We start from the raw sequence: 19,634 nt of genomic DNA, 5'->3' as shown, positions 1-19,634 counted from the left end.
GCGCGCGCATGCCTCGCATACCCTGGATGGGCGCCTTGCTAGACCGCGGGCTGATCCGCCTTGCCCGCGGCCCAGGCCAGCAGCCAGATGCCCAGCAGCCCGGAATAGATGGTCAGCCCCACGCCCGCGACGCGCTGGTCGGCCAGCAGGTAGCTGGCGCAAAGCCGCTGCTCGCTGTCGATGAACAGCAGCCCGATGGTGAGCCCCATCCAGACATAGTTGCCGCCGAAGAACAGCACCAGCGGCCATGCGCCGGCCCCCACGCCGATATGCGCCGCCATGCCGGCCGCCAGCACCAGCACGTACTTGGCAGCCAGCGTGGCCGGTTCCAGCCGGCTCAGGTCCAGCGCGATAGGCAGCATCCATGCGCCGTAGGCCAGCAGCGCAAACGCCAGCAGGCTCAGCAGATAGGGCCGCAAGGCCGCCGCGACGCGCTCGCGACGCGCGCACGGCAGCAGCCAGGGCAGCGCCCAGCCGGCGCCGGACAGGCCCGGCAGCAGCACCAGCATCTGTAGCGTCATCGAGCCTTCGAGCAGCGCATGCACGCGCGGGATGCACAGCGCACCGCCGGCCAGCGCCAGCGCGGCGGCGAGCCAGGCGCGGCCCGGCACGCGCGCGGCGAGCTGGCGCAGCCAGGGCACCTGGGCGACCGGCGCGGTCATCGCACCCTCCCGCGTGCGAAGTCGTAGGCTTGCTGGTAATCGGCCAGCGCGTAGACGGCCAGCACGCGGCCCCGGGCATCGGTCACGTGCAAGCCGCCGTTGTGCTCGAAGCCGCCCAGGCCATCCGGGATAGCGATGACATCGGCATCGTGCAGCAGCGCCCGCATGGCAGGCGCTGCGAGCGGGGCCGCTACCTGCCAGCCGGGCAGTCGCGCACGGTGTTCCCGCGCGTAGCCGGCCAGGCTGGCGGTATCGTCGCGCGCGGGATCGAATGAGAGCGAAACCAGTCCGATGCGGCCCTCCATGCCGTCGGCGCGGATGCGCGACTGCAGTTGCGCGAACTCTGAGCCGAGCGCGCGGCACACGCTCATGCAGCGTGTGTAGATGAAGTCGACCAGGTAGAGCTGCGCGCCCTGCCCTGGCTGCACGCCCGCGCCGAACAGCCGCGTGGTCTGGCCGAGCTGGTTGCGCGTATCGATGGCGGGCAGCGCCAGCGCGTGTTGTCCGATGCGCTCCGCGCGGCGGTCATCGAGCGTCCAGGCGGTGAAGCCGAAGGTGAGGTAGTGCAATCCCGCGACGGCCAGCGCCAGCACCAGCAACAATGCCAGTGCCGGCCCCGCGGCTGCCGGCCGTGCGGGCGACATCATGTCAGCCGCCCGGCGCGCCCAGCCCGGCGTCGCCGTCGAAGGGCGCTGTCATGGCGGCGGTTTCGGCGCGCGCGGCCTTGACCGTGTCTGCCGTCACCGGCGGCGCGCTGTTGCCCCACTGGCCGCGCACATGCGTGAGCACGGCGGCAATCTCGGCGTCGTTGAGCTGGTCGGCGAAGGCCGGCATGGCGCCGTTGTACGCGCTGCCCTTGACGGTCAGCTTGCCGGTGATGCCGCGCAGGACGATCGCGGCTGCCTTGGCATCCTTGCCGTTGACCCATTCCGAGCCGGCCAGCGGCGGGAACACGCCGGGCAAGCCCATCCCGGTGGCCTGGTGGCACGCCACGCAGCGCCCCTGGAAGATGGCGGCGCCGTCGACGCTGCCGCCGGCCGGCTTGCCGCTGCCCTGCAGGTCGGCGACGGTGCGGCGGTCACCAAACTCCGGCGGCTGGTCGATCGGCGCCACGGCGATRTACCAGGCGCCCCAGGCCACCAGCCCCGCCACGATGGCCAGCACCACCTTGGGAATCGGCGTGCGGCTCTCGTGGGGATCAGGGTTCTCGCGCGAGCGGGCTGCCGCGGCCTGGCGCTTTTCCGATGGGTTGTCCATCTGTGTATTCTCCGGGACGCGGTTACTGGGCTGGCTTGGCGGGCGCCGGCGCCGGCAGCACGGCGCCGGTACGGTTGAGCGACTGCAGGTAGGCGACCAGGTCGAGCGCGGTCGCCGTGGCCACCACCACCTTGCCGGGCGGGTTGAAGGCTTCCGGCAGCGCGACCACCTTGTCGCCCTGCTCGGCCTTGTCCTTGATGTCGAACATGAAGGGATAGCTCGGCATGATGCTGCCCGGCACATAGGCGCGCGGCTGGTACAGGTGGCCCAGGTGCCAGTCGGCGCTGGGCTGGCGCGCGCCGATATTCATCAGGTCGGGCCCGGTGCGCATGGTGCCCAGCAGGTGCGGCTTGTCGTAGTAGTAGTCGCCGGCCACCGCCACGCGGCCCCAGCCGCGCTTGGCGTCCGGTGCGAACGAAGCGTCGCGCGGCTGCTGCGAATGGCAGTAGACGCAGCCGTTGGCGATATATACCTCACGCCCGCGCAGCTGCGCGGCGGAGTACGGCTTGACGCCTTCGGTGGGTTTCACATCCCTGAGCTGAAGGTAGGGAATCACGACCAGGGCGCTGGTTGCCAGGGCAAGCATGACCATGCCGCCGGCCAGCAGGGCTCGTTCATTGTTCACGTTTCAAGCTCCCAGTGCCCGCTTGCGGCCTTGATGGAACAGAGCGGGCCGGTCCCGGTTCGGTCCCAGGCCAAGAATTGCGCATACGAAATTGGTGACGAAGAAGAGATGGCCGAGCAGCATCATGCTGCCGCCGAGCGAGCGCACCTTCAGGTAGGGGATGGTGACGCTCACGGAATCCATGAATGGCCTGGCGGCGTCCAGCATGGCCGTGCCCTGCAGCCAGCCGCCGATGGACAGTCCCACGAAGTACACGCCGATGCCGCCCGCGGCCAGCCAGAAGTGAGCGTAGATCATCCAGCGGTATGGCCATTCGCGGCCGGTCACGCGCGGCACCATGAAGTAGATCGCGCCGAAGAAGGCAAAGCTGACGAAGGCGTACAGCCCCAGGTGGGCGTGCGCCACGGTGTAGTGCGTGAAGTGGGTCACGCGGTTGACCGAGCGCAGGGCCTCGAACGAGCCCTGGGCCGAGCTGAGCGTGTACATCATGCCCCCGAAGGTCATGAAGCGCAGCGTGGGCGAATCGATCAGGCGGTGGAAGTTGCCGCGCAGCGTCTGGTGCTGGTTGATCGAGAACGCGATCACCGGCACCAGCATCATCATGCTCTGCACGATGGACAGCGTGATCAGCCAGCCAGGCACCGGGCCGCCGATCAGGTGATGCCCGCCGACCTGGCCGTAGAAAAAGGCCAGCGCCCAGAAGCCCAGCAACGACAGGCCGTACGACTTGACCGGCTGGCCGATGATCTTGGGCAGGAAGTAATAGATCGAAGCCAGCGCCAGCGGCGTGTAGAACAGGCCCAGCACGTTGTGGCCGAACCACCAGTTCATGGTGGCCTGCTCCACGCCGAAGTGCAGGCCGGGGAAATTGGCCACCAGGAACAGCACCGGGAACCAGAACAGCGCACAGCCCATGTACCAGACCGAAACGTAGAGGTGGTCCACCTTGCGGTTGACCAGCGTCAGCACCAGGGGCATGCCGACCAGCGCGCCGCCCGCCACCAGCAGGATGTCGACCTGCCAGGGAATCTCCAGCCATTCCAGGCCGTCGGAGATGCCGGCGGCGATGCTGCCGATGCCGGCGATCAGGCCCGCGTTCCACAGCGCGGCGCCCAGCACCGCGTATTTCGCGCCCTGCAGGCGTGTCTTGAGCAGGCGCGGCAGCAGGAACAGCGCGATCGACAAGCCTGCCATCGGTGCCCAGCCGTAAGCCACGGCATTCAGGTGGATGGTGCGGATGCGGCCGAAGGACAGCCAGGGCACCTGCGCCAGCAGGTCGGGCTCGTGCAGCTTGACCGAGGCGGTCAGCCCCGCCATGGACGCGACCACCAGCCACACCATGGCGCAACAGATAAACAGGAAGACCACGGGTGCCGACGATTCATCGGCGATATCGCGCGACGAATCGTGCTCCGCCTCGTGGGCAGCCCTGTACGCGTGCGCGCCCGACTGGTCGGAGGCAGGGTCTTCCGACTGCCCCGCCTCCCCGCGGTCGAAGATCACGTTCGCCGCGGCCGGCGAGGTATCGAACAGGCCCTTCTGCATGCTCCAGATAAAGGCCGCGAGCGCGACCACCGAGAGCAAGAAGGCGGATAGCAGGATAGCGATGGTGTTCATGGGACGATCGGTTGCTGCCGCACTTAGCGTATGGCGACGGTTGCCGGGCATGCGGATGCGCCCGCCCTGTGGGTGGCAATATTGCGGACATGCAGGCGGCGCCCGGCGGCAGCCTGCCCTCCGTTAATTCATCCCGGCATGCAGGCATGCGCAGACGATGATCAAACTTGGTTCTTTTTTTGCGAAAGGGCTGGCACAGGCGGGAAACGGCTACGCCTGGGTGCGCCACAGGCCCCGTCCCGTGCAGATTAGGTCCTCGATGGCTTGGCCGCCATAGCCAGTTTTCGGATTTTTCTGGTAACCACCTGTGGGGCCGCTTCGCTGCAGTGCTTGCTGGCATTGCCGGGAATGGCTTGCCCGGCAATGCCGCGGCGGATCGTCGCGCCCGCTGCCTGCCAGTCCTTTTGCATGGCCCGATTCGCACGCCGTTTTTTATGTTGCATTTGAAATGCTTGTTTTATAGAATCGTTGTCAGGTTGCTGCGCCGCACGATGCAAAGACACCGCGTGAGCCCGCCGCAACCGCGATAAATACGACAAGGAAGAAGCGCAATGACCTCGCTGATCGACACCATGCTGGACGAGCACCAACGCATCTTCGCCATGCTCGACGAACTCCATGCCCTGGGCATCGGCTCGGATGCCGGCAAGAAGAAGCTCGTCGAGCTGCGCCAGCTGGTGGTAGCCCACCTGGCGCGCGAAGATCGCCGCCTCTATCCGCCCATGCACCGCCATGCGCAAACCCAGCCGATCGCGCAGGAATACGAGGCGGAGATGCATGTCATCTCGCGTGAGGTGCTGGCCTTCTTCGATAGCTACCGGCAAGGCGGCGACAAGCTCGAGTTCGCACGTGCGCTGGGTCGCACCGTGTCGCGCCTGCGGGCCCGCATGACGCGCGAGGAGATCCGCCTGTACCCGGCCTTCCGCAAGCATTGCGAGGAAGCCGCCACAGCCTGAGTTCCCCGGCATCCCACGGGGATACGTAACCCGACATTCTGCGAGGCGCCCATGCAGCCCCTGCTCCAGACCCAGCCACCCGCCAGCCGCTCCCCTGCCGGTCCCGGCGGCCATCCCGTGCTCGCTCTTGCTTTCCGGCCCTTCTACCTGCTCGCGGCTGCCTTCGCGGTGGTCTCGGTGGGCCTCTGGGCGGCCATCTACCTGGGCTGGTGGCCGGGCGGCGCCGCGCAACCGCCCATGGGCGGCATGCTCTGGCATGCCCATGAAATGGTGTTCGGCTTTGCGGCGGCGGTGGTGGTAGGTTTCCTGTTCACGGCGGGCAAGAACTGGACCGGGCTGCAAACACCGCGCGGCGCGCTGCTGGCCGCGCTGGCGGCCGTCTGGCTGGCGGCGCGCGTGCTGATGTGGACCGGACCGGCGCCGGCCGCGGTGGTGCTGGACCTGGCTTTCCTGCTGCTATGCGCGGCCAGCTTCCTGCATGTATTGGTGCGCGCCGGCAGCAAGCGTAACTACGGCCTGGCCGGCGCCATGTTCCTGCTGTGGGCGCTCAACCTGGCGTTCCATGTGGCCCTGGCGCGGGGTGCCGCGCACGTGGCGCTGCAAAGCGCCGACGCCGGCATCGGGCTGGTGGTGGTGTTCATCACGGTGATCGGGGGGCGCGTCATCCCCATGTTCACCGCCAATTCCGTACCCGGGGTACGGATCCGCCGCTCTTCGCTGGCCGAGCGTAGCGTGGTGCCGCTGACGCTGGCCGCGATGGCCGCCTGCGCGCTGGCCCCGCAAGGCATCGCCACCGCCGCGATCGCGCTGCTGGCGGCCCTGGCCCAGGCGGTACGCCTGGGCGGCTGGGGCTCGCGCCATACCCTGCGCACGCCGCTGACCGCCATCCTGCACCTGGCCTACGCCTGCCTGCCGCTTGGGCTGGCGCTGCTGGCCGCCGCCGCGCTGGGCTGGGCGGACCGCTCCACCGCGCTGCACGCGCTCACCGTGGGCGCCATCGGCTGCGCCATCATGGGCATGATCACGCGCACGGCGCTGGGCCACACCGGCCGCAAGCTCGAAGCGCGCGCCATGGAAACGGCCGCCTACGCTTGCATCGCCGCGGCGGCCCTGCTGCGCGTGGCCGGGCCGCTGCTCTTGCCGCAGTACAAGGCGTTCTGGATCGGCTCGGCGGCGGCAGCCTGGATGGCGGCATTCGCCCTCTACCTGTTCAAGTACGCGCCGTTCCTGACGCGGCCGCGCGCCGACGGGCGCGAGGGCTGACGCCTGCCCCACGGCCAGGGAATCTCCGCACTGGAAGTACGTCAGTACGCAAGCAAGCCGCCCCCATGTCCCACGAACCGCTCCACCCGCCAGCGGCCGGCATCGCGCCGGCCTGTGCCGCCAACGAACCCGCCGTCCCGCACGCTGCCGCCATGGCGCCGCCGTTGCCGGCCGCGGCCTTCAGCATCGTGCTGGGGCTGGCCGTGATCGGCCGCGCGTGGCGCCACGCCAGCACGCTGTGGCAGATGCCGCATGCCATCTCCGAGACGATCCTGGCCTGCGCGGCACTGCTGTGGGCGGGGCTGCTGGTGACCTATGCCGCGCAGCTCCTGCACCGGCGCGGCGCCCTGGAAGCAGAATTCGCGCATCCGGTACGGGGCAGCACGCCGGCCCTGCTGGCCATCGCCACGCTCCAGCTGGTGCCGGCGCTGCTGCCGTATTCGCCGGCCGGCGCGTGGCTGCTGGCCGTGGCCGGCATCGGCTGGCACCTGGCCTTCGCCCTCTGGCACACCGGCAGGCTGTGGCAAGGCGGCCGCGATCCGCGCGACACCACGCCTGCGCTCTACCTGCCCACGGTGGCCGCCAACCTGGCCAGCGGCGCCACGCTGGGCGTGCTCGGCCACGCGGACTGGGGCTGGTTGTTTGTCGGGGCGGGGACCTTGTCGTGGCTGGCGCTGGAATCGCAGGTGGTTGGCCGGCTGCTGCAGCACGAGGGCATGCCGGCCTCGCAGCGGGCGCTGCTGGGCATCCAGTTCGCGCCGCCCATGGTGTGCGCGGCCGCATGCCTGGCCGTAGCCCCGCAATCGGCCCACTCGCAGTGGATCCTCATGCTGCTGGGCTACGGCCTGTTCCAGATGCTGCTCGGCCTGCGCCTGTTTCGCTGGCTTGGCGAACAGCCCTTCCACCACTTCGGCTCGTGGTCGTACACCTTCGGGCTGGCCAGCGCCGCGGTCGGCGTGCTGCAGCTGGCCCTTGCCGGCGTGCCGGCGGCGCGCGCGCTGGCCGGGCCGTTCTTCCTGGCATGCAACCTGGTCATCGGCTACCTGGCGCTGCGTACGGCGGGCCGCTTCGCCGGCAGCCTGGCGCCGCGCGCCGCCGCGCCCGCCGGCGCGGGCAGCGCTGGATGAAGCACAAACGACGATGCCCGTCCGGGGCAAGTGGAAAGCGTCCGGACTGGCTCGTAGAATCTACGAAATTCCTTGCGCCTCAGGTAACCAGTAAATGGATGTCCATTTGAATATTCACGGCCGGCAAGGGCTGGCCGGCCAGCTCTACCGCCAGTTGCGCGCGGGCATCGTCGACGGCCGGCTGGCGCCGGGCGAACGGCTTCCGTCCACCCGGGATCTCGCTACCAGGCTCGGCGTTTCGCGCAAGACCACGCTCGATGTCTTCGAGCGCCTGATCGCCGAAGGCTACCTGCGCTCGCGCGCCGGCGACGGTACCTTCGTGGCGCCCGAGATGAGCCGGCTGGCGCATCCACCTTCGCCGGCATTCCCGAGCCCGGGCTCGGGCTCGATCTGGGAAGAACTGCCGGACGCCCTGCCGCACACGGCACCGGGCGCGGCGCCTGCCTTCGACTACGTCGGCGGCGTGACCGACAAAAGCCTGTTCCCCTTCGACAAATGGCGCAGCTGCGTGGGGCACGCACTGCGGGTACAGGCACGCGGACGAGGCGCCTACCGCGACCCCGCCGGCGAGCAGGAACTGCGCCTGGCGGTGTCGCGCTACCTGGCTTTCAGCCGCGCGGTGGTCAGCAACTGGCAGGATGTCATCGTCACGCATGGCGCGCAGCAGGCCATCGACCTGCTGGCCCGCGTGGTGAGCCGCCCGGGCGACGTGGTGGCCGTGGAAGACCCCGGCTACCCGCCCGCGCGCATCGTCTTCTCCGCCGTGGGCGCACGGCTGGCTTATGTGCCGGTGGACGCGGACGGGCTGGTCGTGGACGCGCTGCCGGACAATGCGCGCATCGTCTATGTGACGCCCTCGCACCAGTTCCCGCTCGGCATGGCGATGAGCCTGGAGCGCCGGATGGCGTTGCTGGAATGGGCCCAGCGGCGCGGCGCGCTGGTGGTGGAAGACGACTACGACGGCGAATTCCGCTTCATGGGCCGGCCGATGGAGTCGCTCAAGAGCCTGGACAACGCCGGCGTGGTGGCCTACGTGGGCAGCTTCTCCAAGACCATCTTCCCCGAGCTGCGGATCGGCTACGTGATCCCCCCGGCCCCGCTCGGCAACGCCATGCGCCGCGCCAAGCAGGCGGGCGACTGGCACAGCTGCACCATGACCCAGACGGCGCTGGCCAAGTTCATGCTCGACGGCTACTTCGCCAAGCACCTGCGACGCATGCACAAGGAATACGCCGCGCGCCGCGAGGCCCTGCTCGCGCACCTAAACGGCCCGCTGGCGCCGTGGTTCACGGCCCATGCGCCAGCCGCGGGGATCCACCTGGCCGCCCACCTGAAGACGGGCGAGGACGAGCGCGCGCTGATCGTGCGCGCCGCGGCGGCCTCGATCGGCCTGTACGGCATCTCCGGCATGTACGCCGGGCGCCAGGCCGAGCCGGGGCTGCTGTTCGGCTATGGCGGCATCGGCGTCGCCGACATCCATGCCGGCATGGAAAAGCTGGCCGGCGTGATGGCGGCGTGATGGCGGCGTGAGGGCGGCCGGCACGTGGTCCGTGTACCGCCCGGCCGCGCCACTGGTTACCTCAAATTACAGAAAACTGGCTCTTTTGAATAGCCAGTACGCGTCCTAATCTTGTTCCTGTCGCGCCCCATCCCGGCGGCGCAAACGAGGAGCAAAGCATGGAACAACGTCTCGACTTCTACAAAGCCAGCCCCGCCGCCATCAAGGCCCTGATCGGCCTGGAAGAGCGCATCGCCAAGAGCGGGCTGGAAAAACCGCTGGTGGAACTGGTGCGCCTGCGCGCCTCGCAGATCAACGGCTGCGCCTACTGCGTCGACCTGCATACCACCGACGCGCGCAAGGGCGGCGAAGACGACCGCCGCCTGGCCACCCTGTCGGTCTGGCGCGAAACCCCGTTCTTCAGCGAGCGCGAGAAGGCCGCGCTGGCCTGGACCGAGGCCGTCACGCTGGTCTCCGAAAGCCATGTGCCCGACGCTGCCTGGGACGCCGTGCGCCCGCACTTCGACGATGCCGAACTGGTCGACCTGACACTGCTGATCTCCGCCATCAATAGCTGGAACCGCTTCGCCATCTCGTTCCGCAAGCTGCCGGCCTGAGCGGGAGACGCCGATCATGACCCGTTCGAACAGCGGGCGGGCGATGCCCCGCCTCATCATCGCCGCCTTCGTGCCGGCCATGCTGGCCCTGGCCGGCGCCGGCCAGGCCCGCGCCCACACGCCGGACGGCAAGYCCGGCCACGCCGAGGAAAGCGTGCAGCCGGTAATGAAGCAGGCGATTCCGGAAGCAGGCGGCAAGAACGTGCTGCTGGCCACGGTCACCTTCGCGCCCGGCCAGGAATCCACGCCGCACGTCCATCCAGGCTCGATCTTCGCCTACGTGCTCGAAGGCTCAGTGGTGTCGCAGCTCGGCGGCGAGCCGGCCAAGACCTACGCCAGGGGCCAGAGCTGGTACGAGCCGCCCGGCGCGCAGCACCTCGTCACGCGCAACGCCAGCAAGACCAGGCCGGCCAGGTTGCTGGTATTCGCCATCGCCGCCGAAGGCGAGCCGATCAAGCGCCCGCTACCTCAGTAAGCCGCGGGAACGGGCTGCGCGCGGGGGAGCCGCCGTCCGGCCCATCACGCCCGCGCATCGCTTGCCTGCCGCCCTCGCCACGCCTAGGCGGGCGCGCGGCGGAACGCGATACCGAAGCGGTTCAGGCTATTGACCGCCGTGACCAGCAAGGTCAGGTCCACCATCTCCCGCTCGGAAAACTGCGGCCGCACCGCATCCCAGACCTCGTCCGGCACATGCGTGTCGGCCACGCGCGTCACCGCCTCGGCCCACGCCAGCGCCGCCCGCTCGCGGTCGGTATAGAGCGTCGTCTCGCGCCACACTTCCAGCAAATCGATCCGTATCGCCATCTCGCCGTCCTTGCGTGCTCGCGCGGAGTGCAGATCGATGCAATAGGGGCAGCCGTTGATCTGCGATACCCGCAGGCGCACCAGGTCCGCCAGCGAATGCTCGAGCCGGTAGCGCTCGCTGCGCCGGTCGAGGCGAAGCAATAGTTCGGTGCTGGTCCGGTTGGCCCGGTAACTGTCGAGGCGCAATGCCATCCCTGTCTCCCCTGCGCGGCCCGGCCGGACGGCCGGACCCATGGCACAGCCTAGTTTCGGCTGGCCGCGTCGACAATAGCCATTTGGTGGCCATTTGGTGGCCATTTGGGGTAGCCAGTGCCAGCTGCCCGCGGCACCGCCGCCCGGCAGGCGGCGCCGGCTAGGCGGGACCGTTCTCGCCGGGCACCGCCGCCCGGCAGGCGGCGCCGGCTAGGCGGGACCGTTCTCGCCGGGCACCGCCGGCGCGGCGCGCGCCTTGCGCGTCACGCTCTTGACGGGAATGCCGACCACCGTGTCCGCGCCGTCGGGGCCAAGCGCCCGGCTCAGCGCCGCGGGCTTCTCCACCAGGTCTTGCAGGCTATAGGAGTCCAGCACTTCGAAGTAGGCCCGCAGCGCCGCGGAAAGCACCCCGCGCAGGCCGCACACGCGCGTGATCACGCAATGGTTGTCGTCGCCCTGGAAGCACTCCACCAGGCTGAAGTCCGACTCCATGGTGCGGATCACCTCCCCCACGTTGATCTCGGCCGCGGGCCGGCCCAGCTCGATGCCGCCCGCGCGCCCGCGCACGGTGTGCAGGAAGCCAGCCTGCCCAAGCTTCTGCACGATCTTGATCAAGTGGTTCTTGGGAATGTCGAACGCATCGGCGATACGCTGGATGGTGACGAGCTCGCCCGGGTAGACCGCGACGTAGATCAGGGTCCGCAGACTGTAGTCGGTGTAGTCGGTCAGTCTCATGGAAAGTGCTCCTCCGCCGTGCGGATCGTGATGCGATTTGCGTGGCAGCCAGGAAGCGCCTGCTGCGGGCGTTGCGCCCTCGGGTGACGGCAGGCGCAGTCTAACATGGACACTTCATGCATCTTTTGCAATGCCGCAAATTTATGTTGCACAGCAAATGCATGTTTAATAAAATGGGTTCCAGGGCGTCGCGAACAGATCGAGATCGCACGCCACCACCGCCCAACGTTGCGGACCCATTCGTCTTATTTGTTGCATTAACTGTATATCTTTGGAGGTTGCCGTGCTGTCCGAAAAATCGAGACCCCTGATCGATGCGAGCGTACCCGTCCTGCGGGAACATGGCCTTGCCATTACCACCACGTTCTATCGCAATATGTTCGCCGACAGGCCCGAGCTGACCAACCTGTTCAACATGGGCAACCAGGCCAATGGTTCGCAGCAGCAATCGCTCGCCTCCGCCGTGTTCGCCTATGCCGCCAACTATGGCGACAACAGCGCGCTGGCCCCCGTGGTCAGCCGCATCGTGCACAAGCACGCCTCGGTCGGCATCAAGCCCAGCCACTACGCCGTCGTCGCCCGCCACCTGATCGGCGCCATCGGCGAAGTGCTTGGCGACGCCGCCACGCCCGAACTCGTCGCCGCCTGGGACGAAGCCTACTGGCTGCTCGCCGCCGAACTGATCGCCGCCGAGACCCGCCTGTACGAGCGCGCCAACACCGGCCCCGACCATCGCCAGCCGGTACGCATCATCGCCCGCGAAGAACAAAGCGCCGACATCACATCCTTCACCTTCGAAGCCGTCGGCGGCACCACGCTGGTCGACTTCCTGCCCGGCCAGTACATCTCCGTGGTGGTGGAACTGTCGCACGGCGTCTTCCAGCAGCGCCAGTACAGCCTGTCCGACGCGCCCAACGGCCGCACCTGGCGCATCTCCGTCAAGCGCGACCGCGGCGACGGTGCCGACCTGCCCGCCGGCGCGGTCTCCAGCTGGCTGCACGACAACGCCAAGGTAGGCGACGTCCTGATGGTCAGCCAGCCCTTCGGCGACTTTGCGCCCAGCATCGAGCCCAGCACCCCGATCGTGCTGCTCTCCGCCGGCGTCGGCGTCACGCCCATGATCTCGGCGCTCAACGCCGTCGCCCAGCGCAACCCCGCCCGCAAGGTCGTCTTCGGCCACGCCGCGCGCATGGTCTCGCACGTCGCCCATATCAAGGACGTCAGGCACGCCGCACGCCAGTTGCCCCAGTTGCGCACGCACTTCTTCCTGGAATCCGGAGAGCAAGCCGAGTTCCTGGCCCAGCCCGCCCTGCCCGGCCGCATGGACATCGACGCCATCTTCGCCGGCGACGACCTCGCCGACGCGGACTTCTACCTCTGCGGCCCGCTGCCCTTCATGCAGGCGCAACGCGCCGCGCTGGAAGCGCGCGGCGTGAAGGCCGAGCGCGTGCACCGCGAGGTGTTCGGGCCGGATCTGCTGGACGGGTTGTTGTAAGGGGATGGCCCGGGCCGATGCTGGCGATGGCCGGCTACGGCGCGCAGGCAATTTTCGGAACGATCCAGGCGGCGAATCAAAATTTTCCGACCATCTGCCCGGGGCATCCAGCATCTAATCGGGAGACCAGAGGACACCAAGCCAGATCTCCCGATGCGAACACTTACCAGACTTGAGAACTACCAGGACGACGCCGGCAACACAGTACGCTACGAGAAGACCTTGGATCGCGGCGTCAAGGTCCTGTTCAGGGGACAGCACAATACGCTGGTCGTCAAACCTGACGCCCTGCTGCCGGGTCTGACGATCATGTTTGACTGCGATCATGGGTACTGCGAAATAGGCAACAACGCATTCAAAGGAACAATCCGCGTCGGACACTACAGCAAGGTCGCCATAGGCGACCACGTCACGTGTACTTCGGACTGCTATATCTCGACCGCCGAGTATGCAACCGTTGCCATTGGCAATGACTGCATGCTCGCCTCCGGCATCGAGATCCGGGCCGACGACGCGCACCCCATCTTCGATGTCGATAGCGGCGAGCGTATCAACCTCCCGCGCCCCATCCACATAGGCGACCATGTGTGGCTGGGCGCGCGCTCCGTGGTTCTGGGCGGCGCGCAGATCGGAGACGGAAGCGTCATCGGGCTGGGTAGCGTGGTCAAGGGCACGATCCCGAACAACTGCGTGGCGGCGGGTATCCCCGCCAAGGTCATTCGCCGCAACTGCGCCTGGGAGCGACCCCACCTGACCCTAAGCAAGCCGTACTACAAGCCGAATGTGCATGCCGTCGACAAATCTCCATAGTGGCATCGCACCAAGGACGATTGAGGCGGGCGCCGTTGTCCTTCTTACGGCGTGCCGGCCAGCGGGGTCTTCACCAAATGAACCAGGCCCCCGCTCGTGAACAGGCGCAGCAAATGCGTACCGGCGGGTCCTTGCACATCGACCTGCGCAGCCGACATCATCGCGCTGGTTCGCGTCACGCCCTGGCAATGGATCCGCAGCGACACCCTGTATTCGCCCGCAGGCACCTCCGCCAAGTCCACGCCCTTGTGCTGGTAGGTGCAGAACCAGCCCTTGTCGTAGTTGACGAAGCCGCCATCATAGAGTTCGCGTGTCAAGCCCGGCCGATTGGCCTTGGCAAGCGGAATCTCGATGTCGCCAGGGCCGCCGTGGAGTATCAGAAAAGAAGATATGTCCTGGTACTCGCCACAGCTAAGGCCACGCAGCACGGCGACACCTTCGGGAAATAACCTGCCGCCCTCGATGCGGACGCGCCGCAGCGCGGCGATCGGCGTCACCTCCGGATACGTCGGTGGCCCGGCATCGTCTCCGATCATCTCCGTATAACCAAAGCGCGGTACGGCGCCCRCCGCCAGGCTGTAGAAGATGCCGAGCAGCAGCGGGACATTATGCTGGGTGACCTGGTTGTGCTCGCGCACCAGGCGCGAACGCGAGACCAGCAGGTTGAAGTTCGAGCATCTGACAAAGCCGCCCAGGTTCGGCACGATTTCCGCGGCGAACTGCGGGTCGGACGGCGAGGTCAGCAGGTAGACGTTCTTGTTGTCGCAGGCGGCGCCGGCGAGCGCCTCGGGCAGCAGGCGATCCAGCACCCGGACCTTCTCCTCATCCGCCTCCCCCATCATATGGGCGGCCACGACGGGCCAGTTGCGCGCGATATACGACCCGATCCGAAACTGCGGCACGGTGGCAACAATGTTGTCGAACCCGTGCTTCATGCCGAAGTACAGAGCGGCTGAGCCTCCCTTGGAAAATCCCGCCAGCGTGCACTGGTTCTTCGTGAGCCCAAGCTCGTCGAGCACGGCGTCGATCAGCGCGAATACCGCCGCCTCGATGCTGAAATCCATGTCCTTGCACACGTAGTACGCACAATGGCCGTCAAACTGGTCCTTGATCCACAATACGTCGGCCGGACAGTCCTGCAACGCGTGCTCGAAATCATAGGTGAACTCGCCAAGCCCGAAGCCGGAAAACACCACGATGAGATGCCTGGCATCGTACTTGCGGCGCTTGCGCCTGAAGGTGACCTCGATGCCGTCCACCATGCGCTTCTGCTCTTTCATGTCCTGTCCTCGCAAAGTTTCCAGTTCCTCCCACAATTCCACTACGCCGCCATCCCGGCTCGCACGCTCTGGCGGCCGCTGCCGGATCGAGTCATCCCGCGGCAGCGCCTCCCGGCTGCCGGACGCTTCCCGCCCCGGACTTGCGCCATGTCGCCTTCACGCCCGTTTCATCGCGCTCAACAGGTTGGAGGCGTTGAGCTGGTCCCAGCTGTGCGCGGGTGCCTCGTCGGCGTGAAACCTGAGCAAGGCAGACCAGCTTGCGGCCGCTTCGCTCCAGTTCCTCGTAAGCTGAGCGACTTCCGCGCGCAGCAGCCACTCCTGCGCGCAATTCGGTCCCCGCACTCCGCGCCGGCGCAGAACCTTCATGGCGTCCTCCACGCGACCGGTCATGCGGTATGCCCGCGCCAGCCGGTACGGTGCCACCTCGGGCCCGTCGAGCAGCGACTTCCAGACCGCGACCGCACGCTCCCAGTCACGGCGGGCGAGAGCGAGTTCGCCGTCCTCCATCTGCATCGCCGCGCTATCGGGATAGTGCGCCAGCAGAATCGACAGCACCGCCCGCGCCTTGTCGAACTGATTCTGATAACGCAGCGCCCGCAGATAGGCACAGGCAACGGCTTCCGGCATTACYGCCGCGTCCGGGAACGCTTGTTCGAATCCCGCGACGGCCTTCGACCATGACTTGCGGTCGAATGCCAGCATCGCGCTTTCCAGCTGGCACACGGCGTCGCCCGGGGACTGTCTCTCGCCCGCCAGCAGCTGTGCCTGTGCCGCGTCCGGATCCCCCATGTTGCGGTAAGCCCGCGCCAGCAGCCCACGCAAGCCGAACGATTTGATCTCTGCATCGGCAAGCCCGTCGATCTCATTGCGCAAGCACGCTATGAGCGCGGGCCAGCGCTGTTGCTGCGCAAGCACACCAGCCTGGTTGCCAATCCGGAACGCCAGCGGCAAGCTCTCTGCGATCCCTGGCTCCCCCATCAGGCACGCCCAGCGCTCGCCACCGGGCGGAGCCAGCCGTGCCACCAGCCGCCATTCGTCCAGCGTCCGAGCTCGCGTGGCCTGCGGCGCGGCCAGCGCCTTCCATGCCTGCTCCGGCTTCCCGCCGGCCTCGTACGCCTGCGCCAGCCTGCAGGCAACGTCTTCCACGTCCGACTGCACCGCTTGCCAGGCCTCGACCGCCTCGTCCCAACGCTGCGCCGCCATGGCCACCTCGGCATGTTCGACACGCAGTGCGGCACTGTCGCGGCGCCGCGGCAGCAAGAGCGCCACTGCTTCACGCGCGGAATTGATCTTGCTGCTCTTGCGCAATGCCTGGACGTAGCGCACGGCAAGGCTGAGCGGCATGTCAGCAATGTCGGGGAAAGCCAGGGCGATCTGACGGGCAGCTTTCTCCCAGTTGCCCCGCACGCTGGCCAGGCGGGCGATCTCGCAGCGGCAGGCCGGATCGCTCGCGGTATGCTTTTCGTAGGCGACCAATTGCTGATGCGCGCGGTCGAAGTTCTTCTCGTGCCGGTAGGCCTGCGCAAGCACCAGATGGGGTTTGTAGCGCCGGAGTTCCGTGAGCGAGAATGCCGGCATTGCCGATCGCAGGGCCTCGGCCGCCTGCCGCCAGTCACCGCCCGCCGCGTGGGCCAACGCGCGGCACAGCAATTGCATGTGTGCAGAAAGCTGGCCATAGGCCGGGGAAGACAGAAGCCGGGCCGCCTCATGCCCCCGGCGTTGCGGCACATGGCAGATCAACAATCCGGCCAGTGCCGATGCATCGTCTGCGACCAATGCCTGCCACGCCTGCGCGGCGGACGCCCAGTCGTGTTCGGCGGTAAGCAGTTCCGCCCGCTCGCGCCGCCCGGGCGCTGAATGGATGGCATCGCCGGCGGAATCGGCCTCGATAACCGCTCGTGCCCGGCCCAGCTTGCCTTGCTCCCTGAGCGCCTGCGCCAGCGCTAGCCGTGCGGCGGCGCGCATGCTGCCGCAGTCGTGCTGTAGCAACGCCGACCAGCGTTGCTCGGCCAACCGCCATCGCCTGCCTGCGCTGGCCTGCGCGGCATAGCCCCGCAACGTGTGCGGATCGGCCTGCGCTTCGTCATAGGGCTGGTCCAGCGCCACCACCGCCTGATAAGTCCGCTCGCAGTTGCGGCCGTCCCGAAACGGAAAGGTCGCGTCGATCCGGGCGCTGACCTCCGGATCCGGCCGGCATCCGCTGGCCAGCATCCGTCCCAGTGCCTCAAGCAGCGCCGCCTCGCTGACGGCCACCGGGCCGAAGCCGTCGCGCCGATAGTCGAAGTAGCCCGGCGCATAGGTATGCAGGCCGGAAAATATCTCATCCTCGTCGAACTGGTAGTAGATGGTGGGCTTGCCCTGTACCGCCATGTCGAACGCGACCGAGGAATAGTCGGTGATCATGAGCGACGCCGCACCAAGCAATGGCTGGATGCCGGCGGCCGCATGCCCGATCACCTTGACGAAGGCGGGTATGTGGAATTGCGCCATGTACGGCTGGATATTGGCATGCGGGAAAAACACCACGGCGTAGCCATACTGCTCGCTGAGCCGGCGCAGCGCCTCGCTGCGCAGCAGGCCGCCCCATGCCCTGGCAAAGCGTGTCTCGGAAAAATCGTGATTGAGGCCACGCGCGCTGCCGGCCACGGTGGACTGGCCCACGACGCTTTTGCGCCAGGTCGGCATGATCAAGATCATCTTGTCCTCGCGCGCGCAGGACAACAGCTTGTCATGGCGCGGCAGCCCGGTCAGCACCACTTCCTTGCGTCCGTACTTATAGCGAGAGCCATCCCCGGCGATGGACTCGTACTCGAAGCGGCTCGTGGTGACGAAGCAGTCGATCCTGCGCTTGCGGTTCAGCCAGCCCGACAGGTCGTCCTTGATGACACCGTGCTGGAGAAAGACGAAATGCTTGCCGTCCAGCGTCTTCGGCCCGAGGTAGTCGGTGACGTAGACATCCGCGTGGGAACTGATCAGCTTGGCGCAAGTGCGCAGCGCCCGCTTGTGTTCCTCGCTGCCGAAGGCCAGGAGCCGGAACCCGTCCTGCTGCAGGCGCCGCCAGTCGTGCGAGTCCTTGCGCAACACGAAATAGGCTTCGCGCTCCGGGCGCGCGTGCAACAGATAACGGTAGAAATGCTCGGCATTGTCATCGGCCTGAATGTCCCGGTCCATCACCAGCCAGGCCCCGGCATAGGCGTTGCCGCTATCCGGCTTCGCCGCAGCCGCCGCGAAATGCTCAACGATGGCGCTTGCCGGCACGCCGTCGCGGTGCTGCGCACCAGCCAGGTTGATGCGCGCCTGCTGGTCGCCCACATGCAGCCTGAGCGTACCCGTATCCCGAGGCAGGTGGATCCACAACCGCCGCTCGCAAACGAAACTGCTGTTCACGAAGTCGTGCCCGACGGACTTGGCGAAGGCCGGAATCCGCTCCACGCCGTCCAGCGTGACGATCTCGACATCCTGCGCATGGCAGAAGTAACGGATCTGGACCTGCCTCTTGGGGGCATCGAACGATTCGACATAGGCGATCTGTTGCTGCGGCGGCAAGCCCTTGAAGCACGCAAGCATGCCCACCTTGTGATAGAACCAGCAGCCGGCCAGCTCGAAATCCTGGATGGTCTTTCTGTCGATATGGCGAAATACTGCGCGGACCAGTTCCTCGAAGCGCGATTTCTGCTCGGGCGAGAGGAACCCGACGACGTCGGGTCGATCGACTATCTGGCGGACATACCAGACCATGTCGTAGACGATCGTCCTCTGCACATGGACCGGAACATGGCCCAGTTCCCGCATGCAGGTTTCCAGCAACTTGAGATAGCCGTTCTGGAGCACGGCTCCGTAGCGGCCGGGATGGGTCCACGAGGAATCCAGCGTGGAGYTGCCGTCCTCGCGCTTGCGATAGTAGTAGATCGCTTTCGGCAGGAATCCCACCGTTCCTTGTCGCAAGCTGGCGAGGAACAGCCCGATAAAGAGGCCGTCCTCGAAGTTCGGCCTGACGGACTCGTCGAACRCCAACCCGGCTTTCCTGATGTCCTGTACCGAAAAGATCGACGAGCTTGCCGACAACTGGAAATTCTTCTTCAGGTCATGGTGGTCCAGTATCTGCTCGCCTGCGGCGAAGCGGTAGCGCAGCGGATGCGTGTCGCTGTATTGCTTCCCGCTCTCGTGATAGAAAACCAGGTTGCACGCGACCATCTTCACGCGGCTGTTGCGATGGCGGTGCAGAAAATCATCGGCTTCGAGAAAGAAGCGAGAATCGACGAAATCATCCGGATCGAGAAACGTCACCCAGTCCGTCCGGACATGCTGAAGCCCAAGGTTGCGGGCCGAAGCCTGGCCGCCGTTTTCCTTGTGGATGTAGCGGATGTTGCCCGGATACCGCCTGCGCCATCTTTCGATGCTCGTGGCGGAGTCGTCGGTCGAGCCGTCGTCCACCACGACCACATCGATATGGCGGATGAAGTCGAGTTCCTGATTGACCAGGCTGGCGAAATACTCGTCCAGGTACTTGCCCACGTTGTAGACCGCCGACACAACGGTGTACCGGTCGTGCCCGGGCTGGCGCCTCGGCTGCACGAGCCCGAGGTCCCGCATGTACTTGCGCATGCCGCGCGCCCGCTTCAGATACATGTCGACGAAAAACAACCTCGGGTCCCGCCGCAACTTCCTCAGTTTCCTATTGATCATTTCTCTTACT

18 protein-coding genes are annotated in these 19,634 nt (G+C 67.0%); 8 read left to right on the top strand and 10 right to left on the bottom strand.

What is annotated here, in order from left to right:
- Window positions 1-38 precede the first annotated feature (38 nt).
- The 6 genes from AC1DO7_RS02865 to AC1DO7_RS02840 form a co-directional block, all read right to left on the bottom strand.
- Window positions 39-662, bottom strand: coding sequence for a hypothetical protein (locus AC1DO7_RS02865; protein WP_441623616.1), 624 nt, complete (start codon window positions 660-662; stop codon window positions 39-41).
- Entirely contained in the window at window positions 659-1,309 is a 651-nt protein-coding gene (locus tag AC1DO7_RS02860; protein ID WP_441649676.1) for an SCO family protein, read from the bottom strand. The genes AC1DO7_RS02865 and AC1DO7_RS02860 overlap by 4 nt, the downstream gene beginning before the upstream one ends.
- Before the next feature lies 1 nt (window position 1,310).
- Complete coding sequence (locus AC1DO7_RS02855) at window positions 1,311-1,919, bottom strand: c-type cytochrome (protein WP_441623620.1); 609 nt, start codon at window positions 1,917-1,919, stop codon at window positions 1,311-1,313.
- Between the two features lie 22 nt (window positions 1,920-1,941).
- On the bottom strand, window positions 1,942-2,544 hold the full coding sequence (locus AC1DO7_RS02850) for a cbb3-type cytochrome c oxidase subunit II (protein ID WP_441623622.1): 603 nt from the start codon (window positions 2,542-2,544) through the stop codon (window positions 1,942-1,944).
- Between the two features lie 3 nt (window positions 2,545-2,547).
- Window positions 2,548-4,161, bottom strand: a complete 1,614-nt coding sequence (locus AC1DO7_RS02845; RefSeq protein WP_441623624.1) for a cbb3-type cytochrome c oxidase subunit I — start codon at window positions 4,159-4,161, stop codon at window positions 2,548-2,550.
- Between the two features lie 248 nt (window positions 4,162-4,409).
- Window positions 4,410-4,571: a hypothetical protein gene (locus AC1DO7_RS02840; protein ID WP_441623626.1), complete on the bottom strand. Its 162-nt coding sequence runs from the start codon at window positions 4,569-4,571 to the stop codon at window positions 4,410-4,412.
- A 141-nt stretch (window positions 4,572-4,712) separates the two neighbouring features.
- Here AC1DO7_RS02840 and AC1DO7_RS02835 point away from each other — a divergent pair, with 141 nt between their 5' ends.
- The 6 genes from AC1DO7_RS02835 to AC1DO7_RS02810 all read left to right on the top strand — a co-directional run bounded on the left by AC1DO7_RS02835 (window position 4,713) and on the right by AC1DO7_RS02810 (window position 10,097).
- The gene (locus tag AC1DO7_RS02835; RefSeq protein WP_441623628.1) at window positions 4,713-5,117 is read left to right on the top strand and encodes a hemerythrin domain-containing protein; all 405 of its coding nucleotides are present in this window, start codon (window positions 4,713-4,715) and stop codon (window positions 5,115-5,117) included.
- Between the two features lie 51 nt (window positions 5,118-5,168).
- The gene (locus AC1DO7_RS02830) at window positions 5,169-6,380 is read left to right on the top strand and encodes an NnrS family protein (RefSeq protein ID WP_441623630.1); all 1,212 of its coding nucleotides are present in this window, start codon (window positions 5,169-5,171) and stop codon (window positions 6,378-6,380) included.
- Between the two features lie 65 nt (window positions 6,381-6,445).
- On the top strand, window positions 6,446-7,507 hold the full coding sequence (locus tag AC1DO7_RS02825; RefSeq protein ID WP_441623632.1) for an SLAC1 family transporter: 1,062 nt from the start codon (window positions 6,446-6,448) through the stop codon (window positions 7,505-7,507).
- 94 nt (window positions 7,508-7,601) lie between these two features.
- Window positions 7,602-9,026: a MocR-like pyridoxine biosynthesis transcription factor PdxR gene (gene pdxR, locus AC1DO7_RS02820; RefSeq protein ID WP_441643260.1), complete on the top strand. Its 1,425-nt coding sequence runs from the start codon at window positions 7,602-7,604 to the stop codon at window positions 9,024-9,026.
- 158 nt (window positions 9,027-9,184) lie between these two features.
- Complete coding sequence (locus AC1DO7_RS02815; protein ID WP_441615752.1) at window positions 9,185-9,622, top strand: carboxymuconolactone decarboxylase family protein; 438 nt, start codon at window positions 9,185-9,187, stop codon at window positions 9,620-9,622.
- 16 nt (window positions 9,623-9,638) lie between these two features.
- The gene (locus AC1DO7_RS02810) at window positions 9,639-10,097 is read left to right on the top strand and encodes a cupin domain-containing protein (RefSeq protein WP_477115769.1); all 459 of its coding nucleotides are present in this window, start codon (window positions 9,639-9,641) and stop codon (window positions 10,095-10,097) included.
- 83 nt (window positions 10,098-10,180) lie between these two features.
- On the opposite strand, the gene AC1DO7_RS02805 is transcribed toward AC1DO7_RS02810, so the two are convergent.
- The gene (locus tag AC1DO7_RS02805; protein WP_441615755.1) at window positions 10,181-10,618 is read right to left on the bottom strand and encodes a carboxymuconolactone decarboxylase family protein; all 438 of its coding nucleotides are present in this window, start codon (window positions 10,616-10,618) and stop codon (window positions 10,181-10,183) included.
- A gap of 210 nt (window positions 10,619-10,828) precedes the next feature.
- Window positions 10,829-11,353, bottom strand: a complete 525-nt coding sequence (locus tag AC1DO7_RS02800; protein ID WP_441615757.1) for an RrF2 family transcriptional regulator — start codon at window positions 11,351-11,353, stop codon at window positions 10,829-10,831.
- Between the two features lie 283 nt (window positions 11,354-11,636).
- Here AC1DO7_RS02800 and AC1DO7_RS02795 point away from each other — a divergent pair, with 283 nt between their 5' ends.
- Both AC1DO7_RS02795 and AC1DO7_RS02790 read left to right on the top strand, forming a co-directional pair.
- Window positions 11,637-12,848 carry a globin domain-containing protein gene (locus tag AC1DO7_RS02795; RefSeq protein ID WP_441615759.1) on the top strand — a complete coding sequence of 404 codons (1,212 nt, stop codon included), beginning with the start codon at window positions 11,637-11,639 and terminating at the stop codon, window positions 12,846-12,848.
- Window positions 12,849-13,001: 153 nt separating this feature from the next.
- Window positions 13,002-13,658: an acyltransferase gene (locus AC1DO7_RS02790; protein ID WP_441615761.1), complete on the top strand. Its 657-nt coding sequence runs from the start codon at window positions 13,002-13,004 to the stop codon at window positions 13,656-13,658.
- Window positions 13,659-13,702: 44 nt separating this feature from the next.
- On the opposite strand, the gene AC1DO7_RS02785 is transcribed toward AC1DO7_RS02790, so the two are convergent.
- Both AC1DO7_RS02785 and AC1DO7_RS02780 read right to left on the bottom strand, forming a co-directional pair.
- A complete protein-coding gene (locus AC1DO7_RS02785) occupies window positions 13,703-14,938 on the bottom strand; it encodes a hypothetical protein (RefSeq protein ID WP_477115768.1) in 1,236 nt (411 codons plus the stop codon).
- A gap of 156 nt (window positions 14,939-15,094) precedes the next feature.
- The gene (locus AC1DO7_RS02780; RefSeq protein WP_477115771.1) at window positions 15,095-19,531 is read right to left on the bottom strand and encodes a CDP-glycerol glycerophosphotransferase family protein; all 4,437 of its coding nucleotides are present in this window, start codon (window positions 19,529-19,531) and stop codon (window positions 15,095-15,097) included.
- Between the last annotated feature and the right edge of the window lie 103 nt (window positions 19,532-19,634).

Source organism: Cupriavidus sp. 05N40 (genome assembly GCF_056397305.1).
This window is presented reverse-complemented; position numbering and strand designations above follow the sequence as displayed.

What these genes read in the sequence shown, in the direction of transcription:
- AC1DO7_RS02825 (WP_441623632.1), top strand. Translation starts at nt 6,446, where the DNA reads ATGTCCCACGAACCGCTCCACCCGCCAGCGGCCGGCATCGCGCCGGCC.
- AC1DO7_RS02845 (WP_441623624.1), bottom strand. Translation starts at nt 4,161, where the DNA reads ATGAACACCATCGCTATCCTGCTATCCGCCTTCTTGCTCTCGGTGGTC.
- AC1DO7_RS02835 (WP_441623628.1), top strand. Translation starts at nt 4,713, where the DNA reads ATGACCTCGCTGATCGACACCATGCTGGACGAGCACCAACGCATCTTC.
- pdxR (WP_441643260.1), top strand. Translation starts at nt 7,602, where the DNA reads ATGGATGTCCATTTGAATATTCACGGCCGGCAAGGGCTGGCCGGCCAG.
- AC1DO7_RS02860 (WP_441649676.1), bottom strand. Translation starts at nt 1,309, where the DNA reads ATGATGTCGCCCGCACGGCCGGCAGCCGCGGGGCCGGCACTGGCATTG.
- AC1DO7_RS02800 (WP_441615757.1), bottom strand. Translation starts at nt 11,353, where the DNA reads ATGAGACTGACCGACTACACCGACTACAGTCTGCGGACCCTGATCTAC.
- AC1DO7_RS02790 (WP_441615761.1), top strand. Translation starts at nt 13,002, where the DNA reads ATGCGAACACTTACCAGACTTGAGAACTACCAGGACGACGCCGGCAAC.
- AC1DO7_RS02840 (WP_441623626.1), bottom strand. Translation starts at nt 4,571, where the DNA reads ATGCAAAAGGACTGGCAGGCAGCGGGCGCGACGATCCGCCGCGGCATT.
- AC1DO7_RS02805 (WP_441615755.1), bottom strand. Translation starts at nt 10,618, where the DNA reads ATGGCATTGCGCCTCGACAGTTACCGGGCCAACCGGACCAGCACCGAA.
- AC1DO7_RS02865 (WP_441623616.1), bottom strand. Translation starts at nt 662, where the DNA reads ATGACCGCGCCGGTCGCCCAGGTGCCCTGGCTGCGCCAGCTCGCCGCG.
- AC1DO7_RS02815 (WP_441615752.1), top strand. Translation starts at nt 9,185, where the DNA reads ATGGAACAACGTCTCGACTTCTACAAAGCCAGCCCCGCCGCCATCAAG.
- AC1DO7_RS02830 (WP_441623630.1), top strand. Translation starts at nt 5,169, where the DNA reads ATGCAGCCCCTGCTCCAGACCCAGCCACCCGCCAGCCGCTCCCCTGCC.